At 40.1% G+C, this 14,796-nt stretch carries 20 protein-coding genes; 4 read left to right on the top strand and 16 right to left on the bottom strand.

Features of this window, described 5'->3' with window-relative positions; genetic code table 11:
• Positions 1–27: 27 nt before the first annotated feature.
• The 5 genes from VIA_RS14425 to VIA_RS14405 all read right to left on the bottom strand — a co-directional run bounded on the left by VIA_RS14425 (position 28) and on the right by VIA_RS14405 (position 3,589).
• Positions 28–873 (bottom strand): MBL fold metallo-hydrolase, encoded by an 846-nt coding sequence (locus tag VIA_RS14425; protein ID WP_004413748.1) that lies wholly within the window; start codon positions 871–873, stop codon positions 28–30.
• A gap of 161 nt (positions 874–1,034) precedes the next feature.
• Positions 1,035–1,694 (bottom strand): hypothetical protein, encoded by a 660-nt coding sequence (locus tag VIA_RS14420; protein WP_235801276.1) that lies wholly within the window; start codon positions 1,692–1,694, stop codon positions 1,035–1,037.
• A gap of 162 nt (positions 1,695–1,856) precedes the next feature.
• A complete protein-coding gene (locus VIA_RS14415; protein WP_038210877.1) occupies positions 1,857–2,348 on the bottom strand; it encodes a hypothetical protein in 492 nt (163 codons plus the stop codon).
• 84 nt (positions 2,349–2,432) lie between these two features.
• Complete coding sequence (locus VIA_RS14410) at positions 2,433–3,284, bottom strand: IS3 family transposase (RefSeq protein WP_004413659.1); 852 nt, start codon at positions 3,282–3,284, stop codon at positions 2,433–2,435.
• Positions 3,281–3,589, bottom strand: coding sequence for a transposase (locus tag VIA_RS14405; RefSeq protein WP_004413658.1), 309 nt, complete (start codon positions 3,587–3,589; stop codon positions 3,281–3,283). Before VIA_RS14405 ends, VIA_RS14410 begins: the two co-directional genes overlap by 4 nt.
• Before the next feature lie 361 nt (positions 3,590–3,950).
• Between VIA_RS14405 and VIA_RS14400 the strand changes: the two genes are divergently transcribed.
• Positions 3,951–4,490 (top strand): GIY-YIG nuclease family protein, encoded by a 540-nt coding sequence (locus tag VIA_RS14400; RefSeq protein WP_004418228.1) that lies wholly within the window; start codon positions 3,951–3,953, stop codon positions 4,488–4,490.
• A 173-nt stretch (positions 4,491–4,663) separates the two neighbouring features.
• On the opposite strand, the gene VIA_RS14395 is transcribed toward VIA_RS14400, so the two are convergent.
• The 6 genes from VIA_RS14395 to VIA_RS14370 all read right to left on the bottom strand — a co-directional run bounded on the left by VIA_RS14395 (position 4,664) and on the right by VIA_RS14370 (position 9,336).
• Positions 4,664–5,209: a hypothetical protein gene (locus VIA_RS14395; protein ID WP_004413742.1), complete on the bottom strand. Its 546-nt coding sequence runs from the start codon at positions 5,207–5,209 to the stop codon at positions 4,664–4,666.
• Between the two features lie 160 nt (positions 5,210–5,369).
• Positions 5,370–6,047 carry a DUF4145 domain-containing protein gene (locus VIA_RS14390; RefSeq protein ID WP_004413741.1) on the bottom strand — a complete coding sequence of 226 codons (678 nt, stop codon included), beginning with the start codon at positions 6,045–6,047 and terminating at the stop codon, positions 5,370–5,372.
• A gap of 564 nt (positions 6,048–6,611) precedes the next feature.
• Positions 6,612–7,169: a hypothetical protein gene (locus tag VIA_RS14385; RefSeq protein WP_004418226.1), complete on the bottom strand. Its 558-nt coding sequence runs from the start codon at positions 7,167–7,169 to the stop codon at positions 6,612–6,614.
• A gap of 191 nt (positions 7,170–7,360) precedes the next feature.
• Positions 7,361–7,774 (bottom strand): VOC family protein, encoded by a 414-nt coding sequence (locus tag VIA_RS14380; RefSeq protein WP_004413735.1) that lies wholly within the window; start codon positions 7,772–7,774, stop codon positions 7,361–7,363.
• A 205-nt stretch (positions 7,775–7,979) separates the two neighbouring features.
• Positions 7,980–8,903: a hypothetical protein gene (locus VIA_RS14375; RefSeq protein WP_004413733.1), complete on the bottom strand. Its 924-nt coding sequence runs from the start codon at positions 8,901–8,903 to the stop codon at positions 7,980–7,982.
• 193 nt (positions 8,904–9,096) lie between these two features.
• A complete protein-coding gene (locus VIA_RS14370; protein ID WP_004413731.1) occupies positions 9,097–9,336 on the bottom strand; it encodes a hypothetical protein in 240 nt (79 codons plus the stop codon).
• Positions 9,337–9,593: 257 nt separating this feature from the next.
• On the opposite strand from VIA_RS14370, the gene VIA_RS14365 reads away from it, so the two are divergent.
• The 3 genes from VIA_RS14365 (at position 9,594) to VIA_RS14355 (ending at position 10,801) form a co-directional block, all read left to right on the top strand.
• Entirely contained in the window at positions 9,594–9,836 is a 243-nt protein-coding gene (locus VIA_RS14365) for a type II toxin-antitoxin system Phd/YefM family antitoxin (RefSeq protein ID WP_004413730.1), read from the top strand.
• Between the two features lie 8 nt (positions 9,837–9,844).
• Positions 9,845–10,144 (top strand): type II toxin-antitoxin system RelE/ParE family toxin, encoded by a 300-nt coding sequence (locus tag VIA_RS14360; protein ID WP_004418225.1) that lies wholly within the window; start codon positions 9,845–9,847, stop codon positions 10,142–10,144.
• A gap of 255 nt (positions 10,145–10,399) precedes the next feature.
• Positions 10,400–10,801 carry a YkgJ family cysteine cluster protein gene (locus tag VIA_RS14355; RefSeq protein ID WP_004418224.1) on the top strand — a complete coding sequence of 134 codons (402 nt, stop codon included), beginning with the start codon at positions 10,400–10,402 and terminating at the stop codon, positions 10,799–10,801.
• 147 nt (positions 10,802–10,948) lie between these two features.
• Here the strand turns inward: VIA_RS14355 and VIA_RS14350 are convergent, their stop codons facing one another.
• The 5 genes from VIA_RS14350 to VIA_RS22630 form a co-directional block, all read right to left on the bottom strand.
• Entirely contained in the window at positions 10,949–11,287 is a 339-nt protein-coding gene (locus tag VIA_RS14350) for a GFA family protein (protein ID WP_004417642.1), read from the bottom strand.
• A gap of 152 nt (positions 11,288–11,439) precedes the next feature.
• Complete coding sequence (locus VIA_RS14345) at positions 11,440–11,967, bottom strand: hypothetical protein (RefSeq protein ID WP_004418223.1); 528 nt, start codon at positions 11,965–11,967, stop codon at positions 11,440–11,442.
• A 695-nt stretch (positions 11,968–12,662) separates the two neighbouring features.
• On the bottom strand, positions 12,663–13,559 hold the full coding sequence (locus VIA_RS14340) for a hypothetical protein (RefSeq protein WP_004413723.1): 897 nt from the start codon (positions 13,557–13,559) through the stop codon (positions 12,663–12,665).
• A gap of 141 nt (positions 13,560–13,700) precedes the next feature.
• Positions 13,701–14,126 carry a GNAT family N-acetyltransferase gene (locus VIA_RS14335; RefSeq protein ID WP_004418221.1) on the bottom strand — a complete coding sequence of 142 codons (426 nt, stop codon included), beginning with the start codon at positions 14,124–14,126 and terminating at the stop codon, positions 13,701–13,703.
• 17 nt (positions 14,127–14,143) lie between these two features.
• Positions 14,144–14,392 carry a hypothetical protein gene (locus VIA_RS22630; RefSeq protein WP_050778704.1) on the bottom strand — a complete coding sequence of 83 codons (249 nt, stop codon included), beginning with the start codon at positions 14,390–14,392 and terminating at the stop codon, positions 14,144–14,146.
• Positions 14,393–14,796: the final 404 nt, after the last annotated feature.

Here is a 14,796-nt window from a genome sequence, read left to right as displayed (position 1 = left end):
TAAATTTATTGTTAAGCGTACTTTTCGCTATACATTAATACAGCTTCCCGTGGGGATTGCCTCTAAACGTTCTCCGAGTACTTCTTTTAGCAGACCATAAGCCTTCTTACCTGTACAATGCCCTGTATACAGTTTATCAATGGGGTATTGTAACAACGCGAGACCAAGGTCTTTGATGTCTTGCTTAGTCCCACCGATACTATCGAATAATGGCAACCCAACAAGGTGAAAGCCCCCAACGACTGCTTTAATTCTTTCACCCGGAAAATAGCTAACAGCAGTGTCAACCATATTAAGAACTCCACTATGAGCACAACCAGTAAATATAACTAAACCATCGCGCTCTTTTATCACTAGTAGTAATTCATGGTCGAATGTATCGGACTCCCATCCATTTTGAGATCGCGTATATAGATATCGGTTTCCTTTTGGCTTTTCGTGTTTGGTACTTATATCAGTAATAGCAAATACATTCGGTGCAATTTCAGTCGTTTGGCTAACGAATACTAGGCGACCATTGCTGCCTTTTAATAAGTCTGTATTGATACCAACATCATTTTTGAAACCATAAGCCCTAAAATAATAGTTTTTTTCTTCACAATCTTTCAAAAATACATTGGCTTTAGAATTGTGAGAAACAAAACCTACAGCACCATTACAGTGATCATGGTGCCGATGCGATATAACCGCAATATCAACACGTTCGATATTAACGCCTAGTAGAGGGGCGTTTTGACAAAACGTATTACCTCCACCCATATCAAACAGTATATTCAATGATTCAGTTTCAATATGTAATGATAACCCACGCTCAACAGCCAAATCTTGCCTATCGTCCAGCCGACTGTTATCCACTAATGTTGTTATTTTCATAGTTTCCTTTAGACATCGGTTCCGATCTGTACGCTTAACGCCAAATTAAGGTGTGAACAACGCTAACCACCTCACCTAAACCATTGTGCCATAAACACTAAACTAGCTTGAAGTGAAAGCGCCAAGCGTTGTGAATCACTCTTAAATTTATTGTTATGTTCCTAATAAAAACCATACTTCTCTTCGATGTATTCCATTAACTCTCTTAAAGAGGACTCGACCATACCCAAACTTTTCCGCAGGTATTCATATGATATGTCTAGTTGATCCGATGTGATGAAAATTAACTTTTCTTTCGATGCTACTTTCTTAATTGCACTCGCTTTGCTTGCCTCAAGGGAGCTTAAGTTTCCATTAGCATGGGCAACGCAATTTCTTAGTTTCGTAATTTCTGATAGCGCATTCATAGTCTTTTGATCAAATGCGAAGTCGAAGCCCAAAACCTGCTCAATATATTTATTGCACTTTGAAGGCAATGATTTAGCTGTAACATCTTTCAACTTTGACGTTTTTTCTTCTTTTTTCCTCGTATACTCAAGTAGCTGCGTTACTGAATTCTCAAATAACGTATAGATACTAACCAACATTGGCATGCGAATAATACGCGGGATCTCGTCTTCGGCAATTCGGTAAACATGAGAGTATTCATCGTGCTCAAGACCACTGAAGCTCTTTTCCTCCGATGTAACGTAACTACTGCAAGATGCAGCAACACCAGACTCCATGTGTGTCAGGTATTCTTTAAGTACTATCAGCTCAACTTTAATGTGAATACCTGGATAAGAAACATCCAAGTTTAATATTCCTTGCAATGAAGCCATAAGCCATCTCTCAATTATCCCACGTTATAAATCCAATCTGTAATATCCACTAGCGTCTAATTGTTGGAGGTACATAACGCCGCATTAAGGTGTGAGCGACGCTTGGCTATACTTGAGCGAAGCGAAAACGCCAAGCGTTGTGAATCCCTCTTAAATTGCTTGTTATGTGTTGTCTATAATTTTAATCATGAACTGACAAGCTTTAGTCATATTGCTTTCTTGTTCAGAAAGTTTATAGCGCCATTTAGGACCGTGGAACAAGTTATTTCTAAAGCGATAAACCACGAACAGACACCCAACGAGTTTAGTAACTTGATCCGTAGAATCCTCTAACAACATCGCATCCACTTCAGGTGGGTTTCTACTTTTTTCCAACTCTAATGCATCATACCTGTCATTGAAGCTTCCACCTGACAGGTAGCGTTCCTTAAAATAGGTAACGAGTTCATTTAAACCAATCTCTGATATTTTTTCAGAATTTTGCAAATTATTCGCTAAATTTGAAAAACTCGTTCTATTAGCATTACAGTTTAACACTTGAGATTCGAAGTAGCTCCAGATCAGAAAAAACTCACCTATCGCTTTTTTTTCTTCAGGGCTTAGACTTGCATAAGTGTTTTCTTTATTACAAATCCACTCTGTCGGATCAATCATATACACCTCAATAATAACTTGCGCGACACTATAAAATGAATGCGTTGACACTGGTGTACCCCACAAAAAGTAGACAGTACATAACTACATACTTTCGTACTCAACTGGGCTGACATGCCCCAACGCTGAGTGTCTTCTTCTGCGATTGTAAAATACCTCGATGTATTCGAAGATGCCCATTCGGGTTTCTTCGAGAGTTTGGTAGTCTTCTGCGTATATCAGTTCGACTTTCAGTCGACTGTAGAACGACTCCATCACAGCATTATCCCAACAGTTGCCCTGTCGACTCATGCTCGGTACACCTCCATGCTTGCGCATGAAGTCTTGATATTTATATGCTCTGTATTGTACACCACGGTCTGAGTGGATAATGACGCCCTTAGGCGGCTTACGTGACTCAAACGCCATTTTTAGCGCATTGGTGATGAGCTCGACGGTCATAGTTGTCCCTAGCGACCAACCCACGATGCGCCTTGAATGCAGGTCCATCACTGTCGCCAAGAAGAGCCAACGGCTCTTCACCCAGATATACGTGATGTCCGTAACCCACTTCTGATTTGGCGTCTCAGACTCAAAGTCTCTTCGCAGTAAATTGTCGGCAACATTCGTCATAGCAGCCACATCCTTGCTGTATTTAAACCCTTTACCATTACGTGCCCTGATACCTTTTTCCCTCATGATATCAGCCACATAATTCACGCAGCAGGCATAGCCTGCTTCGTTTAGCTCTTCTGCTATTCGCACTGAACCGTAGCGTGCCCGATATTGGGCAAAGGTACACATGACGAGCTGTTCAAAGCGCTCTCGCCGCTTTGAACGCTCACTCGGCGTATGATGGCACCACTTATAATAGCCGCCCCGACTCACTTCTAAGGTGCGGCACATTAAGCTAATGGAATACTCACCGACATAGTTTTCAATGAACTCGTACTTCACTCTTGCTGCTTCGCGAAGTACGCCGAGACCTTTTTTAGGAATTCCATTTCATCTTTGAGTCGCTTGTTCTCGCGCCTTAGCGCTCGAAGCTCTTCGGACTCTTTCTTCGAGTAATCGATACCGTCTAAGGTGTTAAACTGTTTATCAGATAGGCGTGTGAACTGGCGCTTCCAGTTCCGGATCTGTTGGGCACTGATGCCCAGCTCCTTGGCAACGGAGACTGCTGTTCGGCCAGGAAGACTGGCCAAGCGAACTGCTTCTTTACGGAACTCTTCGGTGTACGCTGGATTACGATGTTTAGCCATAAATCACCTCTCAATTAGACCCTAGATCTAACTTAGTAAAGTGTCTACTAAACGTGGGGTACTCGGACACATAACGCCCAATTAAGGGGTGAACAACGCCTCCACCCAACCTAAAACATTGTGCCATAAACACTAAATTTGAAGTAGAAGCAAAAATGCCAAGCGTTGTGAATCCCTCTTAAATTGCTTGTTATACGCATTGTTGCGCAACTGTTTATGATTATTACCTATATAACATAAACTTATATCCATTCGAAGACCAAAATCTACGCCTACAGCTATCATGACGAAGATCATTATTTTTAAGCCAAGTTTGGGGTAGCATCCCGCAAAAATTTAGCACCAGTACGAGATTTGAGTTATGACCACAGACATGTGGAGTCAAAACTACCACGAAGCAACAACATTCTATATTGCTAGCTCAAAAGAAGCTGACATCATAAAAATTGGTATTACCAAAAATATTAAGTCAAGAATTAAAAATCTAAACTCCCACAAGTTAGGTGGTGTCGAGGACTTTAAAATTGTCACATCTGTAGAGCTAGGTAAAACTCAAGCAGGTGAGTTTGAAACGGCAATGCTAAAGATATTTAAACAGCATAAAACTTATACTGATTTTCAAAGTAAATCTGAAGACACATACAGTAATGAAACCCTTAGAGTACCTGTTATTGAGCTAATTCTAGCTGGTGAAGCTCTGCTAAAAGGGAGATCTAAAGAAACATTGGAACTCGTGTCTTGCCGAGAGCACCATAAACAAGATCTATGGGGAAAAGATACAGATACTCATAAGCTTAGAGAAATCAGAAGCAAATACATCATAGAGAACAGCAACAACAAAATTGTTGACTATTTATGGGTTAATCATGGAGTAATTCCTGGCAGAACAACAGTTTTCTAATCTAAATTACGCCAAGAAGCTTAATTCGAAGCTTCTTGCGTATAACGCCAAATTAAGGTGTGAACAACGCTTACACCTTACCTAACTCATTGTGCCATAAACACTAAACTTGCTTGAAGTGAGAGCGCCAAGCGTTGTGAATCACTCTTAAATTTATTGTTAGGCGCGTGGTATTAGATACTCATGCTCAAAGCTTCAATATTGCTTTCAACCCAACTAGAAATAACCTTCTTTGCATTTCGTTCGATTGTTTTTCGCCCAAACGTTCGGGTCCAGATACCACTTGGCAGCATGTTCTCCGTTATTTCACCTAAAATATGTACAGGTCGTTTAAAACAGCCTTTCTGCATAAAAAAGTCTTCAGAAATATATCCAGTAACACGACACAAGATTACCTTGCTCTGTTTGGTTCTTACAAATACAAGATCACCCGCCTGCATTATAGATAACCAATAACGAATAGCTAAGTCACAGCGACGCTTGCCTGAATCTTCGAGTTTGATTTTTCCGGCGTCTACAAGTGATAACTTAATTTCTCGAACTAATTTCGCTAAGTCTTTCCCACTGAGGCTAAGCTCAGGGAAAATTAAATGCTTATGTTTTGTCGCAACTTCTAAATCACCACAACTGCCGTGAGCACTGTAAATGTATGGCGAGTTTTCATTAAGATCGAGGTCCTTCCAACCATCTTTGTCCATACGAATAAACCAAATATTCATTCTGAATCCTAAAATTTTCGAGAAAGCGCCTAACGCCCAATTAAGGGGTGAACAACGCCTCCACCCAAACCTAAAGCATTGTGCCATAAACACTAAAACTGAAGTAGAAGCAAAAGTGCCAAGCGTTGTGAATCCCTCTTAAATTGCTTGTTATGTGCCTTTATTGAGTAACCTTATTGTCTCTTTTTTCAATTGACTCTTTTGCAGGATCAGGCAAATCATCATAGAAGCTTTCAATTTCTTTAGGTTCAGTGATCATTTTAGTCGCTATAAAGTTTAAAAGATCAAACAACTTGAGTACTCTTTGAGGCTCATCATCCAAGTTAATTTCACCGGGGTGAACAGCGTTGTTACCCGTAATACGTAGAGAGTCTAATGACTTTTGAACTAACGGGTTAAGCCCTTTTTTAACAAGATTTTTGATGTCTTGATTTATGTTGTCACCTTTCTCGCCCAGTTGTTTACATAACTTTTGAAGTGCTAAGCGAAGCAGTGCAGCCGCAGCTCGTGGAGAGTCGTTAAAAACATTAGCTGCTTCCAAATAATCCTCAATGATCTCCTGATCAAGGTCAGGATTAGGATGTTGGACAGGAATTGATTTTGGAAAAATCATCTTTTGCTTATGCCAAATAATATGATCTTGACAGTGGGAACATTTAGATACGACCCAATCAGAAGACAACTGCTCTTTGAAGTTAGGCATACGATCAACGACACTTCTCCAACTAAATTCCGTTAGGGTCTGTAAATGAGCCCAACCTTGCCTAGCGAACACATTACAACTAGGACAATGGAACTCTTTATTACCATATAATGGCGGGTAATACTTACTGTTCACAAATTATTCTCCATTTTATATTTTTAGGTCTAGGTGTATATCGGGCACATAACGCCCAATTAACGTGTGAGCAGCGCAGACACTGAACTTGAACACTGCGCCGTAAACACTAGACTCAACCTGAAGTGAAAGCGCCAAGCGTTGCGAATCACTGTTGAATTGTTTGTTATGTTTTACCACAAACGCATGATTTACTTGAGAAAGAACCACTATTTCTGACTAGTTTTCTGAACTAAACCACAAGGTAAGAACCAACTTGACCACCAAAGGCGACCAACCATAAACGAGTAATTCCACTTCCCTGCCCAATGAGGCAACCCGACTAAGTTCAAACAAGTGCCCTTTCTTTCCTACCAAAGCGCAAAGCAATGCTGAATTGCCAGAGGGACACAGAACTAGAGCCTAAGACCTTTAAGCCTTTGAAATACAAGTAAACATAACGCCAAATTAAGTAGTGAGCAACGCCACCACCTGACCTAAAACATTGTGCCGTAATCACTAAAGCAAATTCAAACCGAGAATGCCAAGCGTTGCGAATCTGCTTAAATTTATTGTTAGCTTTAGTTAATTGAAGTCCGATTGGCCAATTATGAAACCAAACATCAATAGAAACGATAGTGCTTGCCAAACATATAAGCCACCATCTGAGTTTAGTGATTTGACAAAGTCATTAACTGAGGAGAGCTTTAACTTGAATTTATTAACGTGGTCACCAATTAAGTAACAAGCAAAACCAGCAAAAAAGACCCCCATAGCAAACAGCCCAAAACCTTGTGCACCAGTTGTTGGAGCTTGCCCTAGTACTAGCCATTGTGCGTTAAAAAGTGAAGTCCAAGCAGAAATAAGCATGAGCACAATTGCTAACAAATATGGTAGTCCATTTCCTTTACTATTTACGTATACTATTGCGTAACCAAAAGCGGTAGCTAACAACGCTTCTAGTAAGCAGGCGAGAATAAAACCAACTGCTACACTACCGGCTGGTATTGCTGCTGTTGGAACTCCATCATGTGAATTAAATGCTTGAATACTCCAAATGAAGTTGATAATAGTCACGATGCTTGCGACCAAATTAATTGGTTGTTGCATCTCTTTTTTTATGTTGGTTGTTACGGTAGACATACATTGAGCCATTTACTTAAATTTCAAAGAATTATACGGAAAATGTGCATAATTTAAAGCTAACGCCCAATTAAGGGGTGAACAACGCCTTCACCCAAACCTAAAGCATTGTGCCATAAACACTAAAACTGAAGTAGAAGCAAAAGTGCCAAGCGTTGTGAATCCCTCTTAAATTGCTTGTTATGTGCGTACTACTTGGTTGCGCTATTTAGTTGCAGTAAGTCCCACTTATTTCCATATAGATCTTGGAACACCGCTACTGTGCCGTACTCTTCTACTCGTGGCTCTTCATTAAATACAACACCACTTGCTTTCATTAACTCGTAGTCTCTCCAGAAGTCGTTAGTCTGTAGAAACAAGAACACACGACCACCAGTTTGGTTACCGACAGCAAGACTCTGTTCTTCTGTGCTTGCTTGAGCTAAAAGCAGATTTGTACCATTTGAGTTCGGAGGAGAAACCTGAACCCAGCGCTTTCCGCCACCTAAGTCAGTGTCTTCGACGAGTGTAAATTGAAGTTTTTGAGTATAAAACTCTATAGCATCATCGTAGCTTTCAACGACTAGTGCGACGTTGCCGATTTGCTGCTGAACTGATTTAGACATGCTGATTTCCACTTCTTTCAAAACGCCAATGCTACACTAGTTTTCAAATTTTCGAGAAAGCACATAACGCCCTGTTAAGGTGTGAGCAACGCAATACCGATGCTGCCGCATGCCACCTTAAACACTAAAACCAACGCATAGTAAAAATGCCACGCGTTGCGAATCACTCTTAAACAGATTGTTATGTGCTTACTTCAGACCACCGCTAAGCTCTTGTCGCATGTGAAAAGAGCACTTTCCAAACTTCACTGTTATAATCAGTAAGAACTCTTTGTTGCTTAAGTTCCTTTATTGTTACTTGCTCTAACTGGCTATACTCAGAAGGGCAAATTGCTAAAAATTCGTCATATGCTCCGTCAACGTTATGGTCTTTAGCCCATTTAATAATTTCCTCATATCCAGATTTGAAGAAATTAATGAACATGTAATATTCATTATCCACACCACACATAAAACCTGACATAAGCATTATGTTTCTCAGGTTTGGACTGTGGTAGTCATTGTTTTTTGATTTTATCTTTTCGAAGAAGAACAATGTCAGCAAAGTCATTGCGCAACCTGCGTCTTTAAAAAAGATTGGCGGTCTTATAGCTTCTTGAGTTAAATTAATGTTATTCATCAAGCTATCGCCAACAGCTGGTCCTATAAACCATTTATATAACTGTAAACCTGCAAGAAAATCCGCATCCGTTTCTGAAGCTCTTACTGCAAGGTTGTCAGGTTTCGAGACATCAACCGTTGTTGAATTATGGCCTCGAATGATATGAGTCAACTCATGCAAAAATGCCACTGTAATTGCCAAAATAATCCGACGAACCCTCTGATCATCCTGCAAGGATGATATAACGCTGATAGAGTAGAATTCTTCGTAGAACTTAATGTACTCTAAGATAAGATTGACTTGAAAATTTATTAGGTTTGTGCCAAAAACTGTGCCTGCATCAGGCGAAATTACATCTTCTGTTTTTATAATAACTTGAAAGTTTGCATCACCTTTTAACTTAGCGGTGAACTCATCACCGATAGTCTTTATTGACTTAAGGCACCTATCAACAATTTGGTAGTATACTTCATGCTTAGACTTATCAATATTTGCCCTCCACATTAAGTCAAAAATTTCTTCTTTCAATTTTTTATCTTCCTATTTTTAAATTATGAGTTGCACATAACGCCAAATTAAGTAGTGAGCAACGCTGCCGCCTTACCTAAACCATTGTGCCGTAAACACTAAAGCTGATTCAAACCGAAAGTGCCGAGCGTTGCGAATCTGCTTAAATTTATTGTTAGTTGTGAAACTTACCGCTTGCTAAGTACTACCAACCTTAATCCAGGTAGTCTGGCGTATGTAAGTTTGTACCGCAGACTTTGCACTTGTAATCACCTGTAGGCTCACCTTCCATTAGCGCACTAGCTATTGCCGCGAATAAACCAGAAAAGAAACCTTTAACTTCTGTTTCCGTGGATTCATCAGATTTAGAGAAGCTTTCATACTTATGAAGCGTCACCTTTTTGCAATTACAGCAGAACGCTTTGGTTTCTTCAGAACCGTATGTTTGAACCAATTTGATTATCTCCCAAAAGTTATTTTCCCGCCTAGCAACTAACGCCCAATTAAGGGGTGAACAACGCCTCCACCCTAATCTAAAGCATTGTGCCATAAACACTAATTTTGAAGTAGAAGCAAAAGTGCCAAGCGTTGTGAATCCCTCTTAAATTGCTTGTTAGTTTAACTTTCGCACAAATCGCACGATTTAATTAAATTGAACATTTCGTACAAACAATTATACTCTTACTGGTAACCCAAGTTTGGAGCTTTAAAATGCATACATTAACAGCAAATGACGCTAAACGTAATTTTGGCGAACTACTTCTAAGCGCTCAACGAGAGCCTGTTAAAATTAGTAAAAACAGCAAAGATGCGGTCGTTGTTATGTCCATTCAAGACTACGAAGAACTTGAAGCAATGAAAGCTGATTACATTAAACATTGCTTTGAGGCTGCAAAAGTCGACCTAGCACAAGGTAATGCAGTTGATGGCGAAACATTCTTGAAGAGCCTGTAGCCTAACGTATGCGAACAAATAAATATAAGCTAAGTAAATTGGCGCAAAGCCATTTGCGTAAAATTAAAAGCTACACCGTTACAAACTTTTCCGAATTACAATGGAATAGCTACAGAGACAACCTACTTACTGCTTTTCAAATGCTTGCTGACAATCCAGCAGTTGGTAGAAGCTGTGATGAATTGTACCCAAGCGGCTTCTACTTCCCTGTTGGCAAGCACACTGCCTACTTTACCAAAGAAGACGGCTTTATTCTGATCGTTGCCGTTCTTGGTCAATCGCAACTGCCTCAGAATCATTTGAAATAATATTCACACCCTAACAATCACAGTTAGGGTGCGGAGCCTGATTGGTAAACTAACGCCAAATTAAGGTGTGAACAACGCTACCACCTTACTTAAACCATTGTGCCATAAACACAAAACCAAACTGAAGTGAGAGCGCCAAGCGTTGTGAATCACCCTTAAATTTTTTGTTATATGCAAACTCCTACCCTAAACGCTGAGCTGTTCTGGCTATTAATGGTAAACTCAATCAACACCTAAAAACTCAAAGTAACCACCATGAAAGACTGCAACCAATGCGGAAAATGCTGTATCAAATATGGAAATGGTGATTTAGCGGCGACAAAGGAAGAGATAGACCTGTGGGAGTTGTTTAACCCAGATATCTTTGAGTATGTTAAAGATGGAAAAATCTGGTTCGACCCCAAAACAAGAGAACAGTTAAACCACTGTCCATTTTTGCAGCTCGCACCGAAAGCTAGGCCAGAAGAAAAGGACAAATACACGTGCAGCATTTACCTCGACCGACCAGAGGATTGTCGCCACTACCCTAGCCTTATCAATGAAATGGTTAGGGATGAATGTGAAATGATAGAGCTTGCCGACATAGAAAACCCAAAGCGCGCCCAGGAGCATTTAGATAAACTGATGAGTTCAAGCCGACCTTCGAGCTATTCCTAGGGCTGATTTAGACGATTGCATATAACGCCAAATTAAGGTGTGAACAACGCTACCACCTTACCTAAACCATTGTGCCATAAACACTAAACTTGCTTGAAGTGACGGCGCCGAGCGTTGTGAATCACTCTTAAATTTATTGTTAGGTGATTAGTACGACGCACCATTGATCTTACGAACAGGAATACTCGAAAGCACTTCATTTTCGGCCATTCTCATATTTACAGCCAAGATATCTTCGGAACATTTCTGTGTGGTTATGTAGTGCGTTAAACAACCACATGAGTTGCAACGATGAAATTCTACTTCTTTGTCACCCCAACAATAGAAGACTGTTTTCTCATTCATGTTGATTTGAACTTGCTCTGGAGAAAAGTATGCCCAAGCCGGAGCATAACGACGACAAATAGAACAGTTACACTCGCCAACCTCTTTGGGCAGCGAACTCAATACCAAGCTAACGTTTCCACAGTGACACTTTAATTCCATTCGATAATTCCCTGTATTCACCTAACGCCCAATTAAGGGGTGAACAACGCCTCTACCCAAACCTAAAGCATTGTGCCATAAACACTAAACTGACTTGAAGTGAGAGCGCCAAGCGTTGTGAATCCCTCTTAAATTGCTTGTTATGTTTTGGGTTAAACGAGTTTGGATAACATTGCTTCTGCAACTTGTTCCCCAAACACTGACATACACTTTGGACCGTCATAGATAATTTGTTCATCTACATTTTCACGAATGAACATATTTAATGCCAATGCGCTACTATGAGCAATTTCAAAAGATGGCACAGGCTTTTGTTTGCAATGAATATCATGGTGTACTACCCATTTATTACGAAACAATACCATGCCCTCTCGATATTCGTTAAATTCGCTGAGGCTTAATTTTGTCGATTTGAGCAGGGAGTCTATGAACTTCTCGTGGAGTATCTCTGGTATTAGTTTTTTCCAATGTCCCTCATCTTTCCACGAGCCAAACAATTTACACCAACTTGTTACCGCATCACAAAGTAATACATTCTGGATATGAGTATATGGATACAAGCCATCAAACTCTTGATCTAAGTCTTGGCACTTATGTTCAAGAGCTAGAAAACAGGAATGCGACCGAAAAAATGAGTTTAAGACTGTCAATCGACCTTGTAACTCCTTGACATTATTCATATTTACCTCTTAAAAACATAACGCCCAATTAACGTGTGAGCAGCGCAGACACTGAACTTAACCACTGCACCGTTAACACTTAACTCAACCCGAAGTGAAAGCGCCAAGCGTTGCGAATCACTGTTGAATTGTTGTTATGTTTTACCACAAATACATGATTTACTTGAGAAAGAACTGCCATTTCTGACTAGTTTTCTGAGCAAAACCACAAGGTAAGAACCGACTTGACCGCCAAAGGCGACCAACCAAAAACGAGTAATTCCACTTCCCTGCCCAATGAGGCAACCCAACTAACTTTCAACAAGCACCCTTTCTTTCCAACAAAAGCGTAAAACAATGCTGAATTGCCGAGACAACTGCCAAGCCAAAATGCTAATTGACTAAGAACCTAAAAGCGACTTTGAGCCAGTTAAACCAGAAGCCAACCGCCACGACCTGACAATGAAGCAACCCACGAACATTGGCATGTTTTACGGCCTGAGTGATTCAAGAACTTAGGTCGACAATGCGGATTTGCTGAATCTACTAGGGACGAATTGCCAAAGAGACAAAGAACTAGAGCCTAAGAATTTTAAGCCCTTGAAATACAAGTAAACATAACGCCCAATTAAGTTGTGAGCAACGCTGCCACCACACTCAAGCACTTCGCCGTAATCACTAAACCAGTTGAAACCGAAAGCGCCGAGCGTTGTGAATCAACTTGAATTGTTTGTTATGTGTTTGTGTAGCTCTGTAGTAATTAGCGAAGCATGTGCTACTAACAACTCCATTAAATTACCTAATCTATCCGTAAACATGTGCAAAGGAAACTCTGTTGTATAATTTTTCTCTAGTAACAAAATTAAGTTTCCATACTCTTTATCCCCAAAATAGTTATCTATATACGCTAAATGATTTTCATTCGGGGATTTGGGATTGTATAAGCTGCATTCTTTCAATACTTTTTGTATAAAGCTCTCTTTATCATTCACAGACCCACCTTCATGAACAATGATGTGTCGTAAATTCTTTATTAATGATATCGATAACTGGATGTTTAATTTGTGTGCATTATTTCGTTCTATTGACTCTATTTTGGGGAATACTCTTCGAAATTGTGTAAGAATGCTCTTAGGTTTATCTTTTTTCTTATTTGCTTGCTGCTTATAAAACTCCATGTCATGTTCAATATTTTCTGAATATGGGATATTACCAAAATCAGCCATAAGCCAAAGACTTGGATCGCAATATCCTGCACTGGCATAAATAGTTTCGATGTACTCAGCATAAATTTCATAAGCCTCTGCTAATAACCATTGATACTGCTTATTTTTGTGCTCGAACAACCTCATTTTTTGCTCTTCTATGGTTATTTTACTAAAACCATAAAATCTAGCTTCTCCAGTCTCAAGGCAATTGTAAGTCATATTTTGAGCGGAAATAGGAAAATCATCACCCAATTGACAACCTTTAAGGCTTTTGGCACTCTCGATGCAAGCGGACATTTCTTTAGAAAATGAATCTTTCGCTACTTTTTGAAGAACTCTCAGGTTTGACATTCGACTAGCAAATTCATTGTAATTGTCCGAAACTTCTTTTTCAAACAATGACATATCGATAAACTCCTTAAAAAACACATAACGCCAAATTAAGTAGTGAGCAACGCTACCACCTACCTAAAACATTGTGCCGTAAACACTTAAGCTAATTCAAACCAAAAGTGCCAAGCGTTGCGAATCTGCTTAAATTTATTGTTAGGTTTTTGCGCTGAACTCCATGAGATAGTAGTCGCCCAAACTGTCAGCGCTCTTTTGCACCTTCATGAAACTATTGGATTCATAGAAACCAATCGCTCTTTCGTTTTCCGCCATACACTTTAGGCTCAAACTGCTATATGAAGACTTAGCCTTTTCTAACAACTGAGTACCTATGTTTTTCCCTTGGTGGTTATTCGAAATATATAAGTGATGTATAAAATTCTCTGGTTCCCAGATTGAAATAAACCCTAATACCTCATCACCAGCAACAGCCACTAAAACACGTTCACCTTCAGTGTCTCGGCTAAAGTCTGAAAGTTGATAGTCACTGGTGTCAAGCCAAGTAAACGTGGAAACCCTAGCGCTCAAATACAGCTCACTTACTGCTTCCAAAAAGTCATCACTGTAGTCTTTGATTTCCATATATCCCTTTCCGAAACCTAACGCCCAATTAACGTGTGAGCAGCGCAGACGCTGAACTTGAACACTGCGCCGTAAACACTAGACTCAACCTGAAGTGAAAGCGCCAAGCGTTGCGAATCACTGTTGAATTGTTTGTTATGTTTTACCACAAATGACTGATTTACTTGAGAAAGAACTGCTATTTCTAACCAGTTTTCTGAAGCAAACCACAAGGCTGAAACCAACTTAACCACCAAAGGCGAGCAACCTAAAACAAGTAAGTCCACTTCCCTGCCCAATGAGGCAACTCGACCAAGCAACAACAAGCGCCCTGTCTTTCCAACCAAAGCGCAAAACAATGCTGAATTGCCGAGGCAACTGCTAAGCTGAAATGCCAATTAGCTAAGAACCTAAAAGCGACTTAAAGCCAGTTACACAAGAAGCCGACCGCCACGACCTGACAATGAAGCAACCCACGAACATTGGCATGTTTTACGGGCAGAGAGATTCAAGAACTTTGGTCGACAATGCAGATTTGCTGAGTCTACTAGGAACGAATTGCCAGAGGGACAGAGAACTAGAGCCCAAGACCTTTAAGCCTTTGAATTTCAAGTAAACATAACGCCAAATTAAGTAGTGAGTAACGCTTCCACTTACCTAAACCATTGTGCCGTAAACACTGAAGCCGATT

The sequence above is a fragment of the Vibrio orientalis CIP 102891 = ATCC 33934 genome, assembly GCF_000176235.1.
In the GTDB taxonomy this organism is placed as follows: Bacteria; Pseudomonadota; Gammaproteobacteria; order Enterobacterales; family Vibrionaceae; genus Vibrio; species Vibrio orientalis.
The sequence above is the reverse complement of the archived record's forward strand: the minus strand, read 5'-3'. Positions and strand labels throughout refer to the sequence as shown.

Coding starts and splice junctions, on each gene's coding strand:
- VIA_RS14425 (WP_004413748.1), bottom strand. CDS start 873: ATGAAAATAACAACATTAGTGGATAACAGTCGGCTGGACGATAGGCAA.
- VIA_RS14400 (WP_004418228.1), top strand. CDS start 3,951: ATGACCACAGACATGTGGAGTCAAAACTACCACGAAGCAACAACATTC.
- VIA_RS14420 (WP_235801276.1), bottom strand. CDS start 1,694: ATGGCTTCATTGCAAGGAATATTAAACTTGGATGTTTCTTATCCAGGT.
- VIA_RS14355 (WP_004418224.1), top strand. CDS start 10,400: ATGAAAGACTGCAACCAATGCGGAAAATGCTGTATCAAATATGGAAAT.
- VIA_RS14380 (WP_004413735.1), bottom strand. CDS start 7,774: ATGTCTAAATCAGTTCAGCAGCAAATCGGCAACGTCGCACTAGTCGTT.
- VIA_RS14405 (WP_004413658.1), bottom strand. CDS start 3,589: ATGGCTAAACATCGTAATCCAGCGTACACCGAAGAGTTCCGTAAAGAA.
- VIA_RS14345 (WP_004418223.1), bottom strand. CDS start 11,967: ATGAATAATGTCAAGGAGTTACAAGGTCGATTGACAGTCTTAAACTCA.
- VIA_RS14350 (WP_004417642.1), bottom strand. CDS start 11,287: ATGGAATTAAAGTGTCACTGTGGAAACGTTAGCTTGGTATTGAGTTCG.
- VIA_RS14385 (WP_004418226.1), bottom strand. CDS start 7,169: ATGTCTACCGTAACAACCAACATAAAAAAAGAGATGCAACAACCAATT.
- VIA_RS14335 (WP_004418221.1), bottom strand. CDS start 14,126: ATGGAAATCAAAGACTACAGTGATGACTTTTTGGAAGCAGTAAGTGAG.
- VIA_RS14365 (WP_004413730.1), top strand. CDS start 9,594: ATGCATACATTAACAGCAAATGACGCTAAACGTAATTTTGGCGAACTA.
- VIA_RS14340 (WP_004413723.1), bottom strand. CDS start 13,559: ATGTCATTGTTTGAAAAAGAAGTTTCGGACAATTACAATGAATTTGCT.
- VIA_RS14360 (WP_004418225.1), top strand. CDS start 9,845: ATGCGAACAAATAAATATAAGCTAAGTAAATTGGCGCAAAGCCATTTG.
- VIA_RS14415 (WP_038210877.1), bottom strand. CDS start 2,348: ATGATTGATCCGACAGAGTGGATTTGTAATAAAGAAAACACTTATGCA.
- VIA_RS14395 (WP_004413742.1), bottom strand. CDS start 5,209: ATGAATATTTGGTTTATTCGTATGGACAAAGATGGTTGGAAGGACCTC.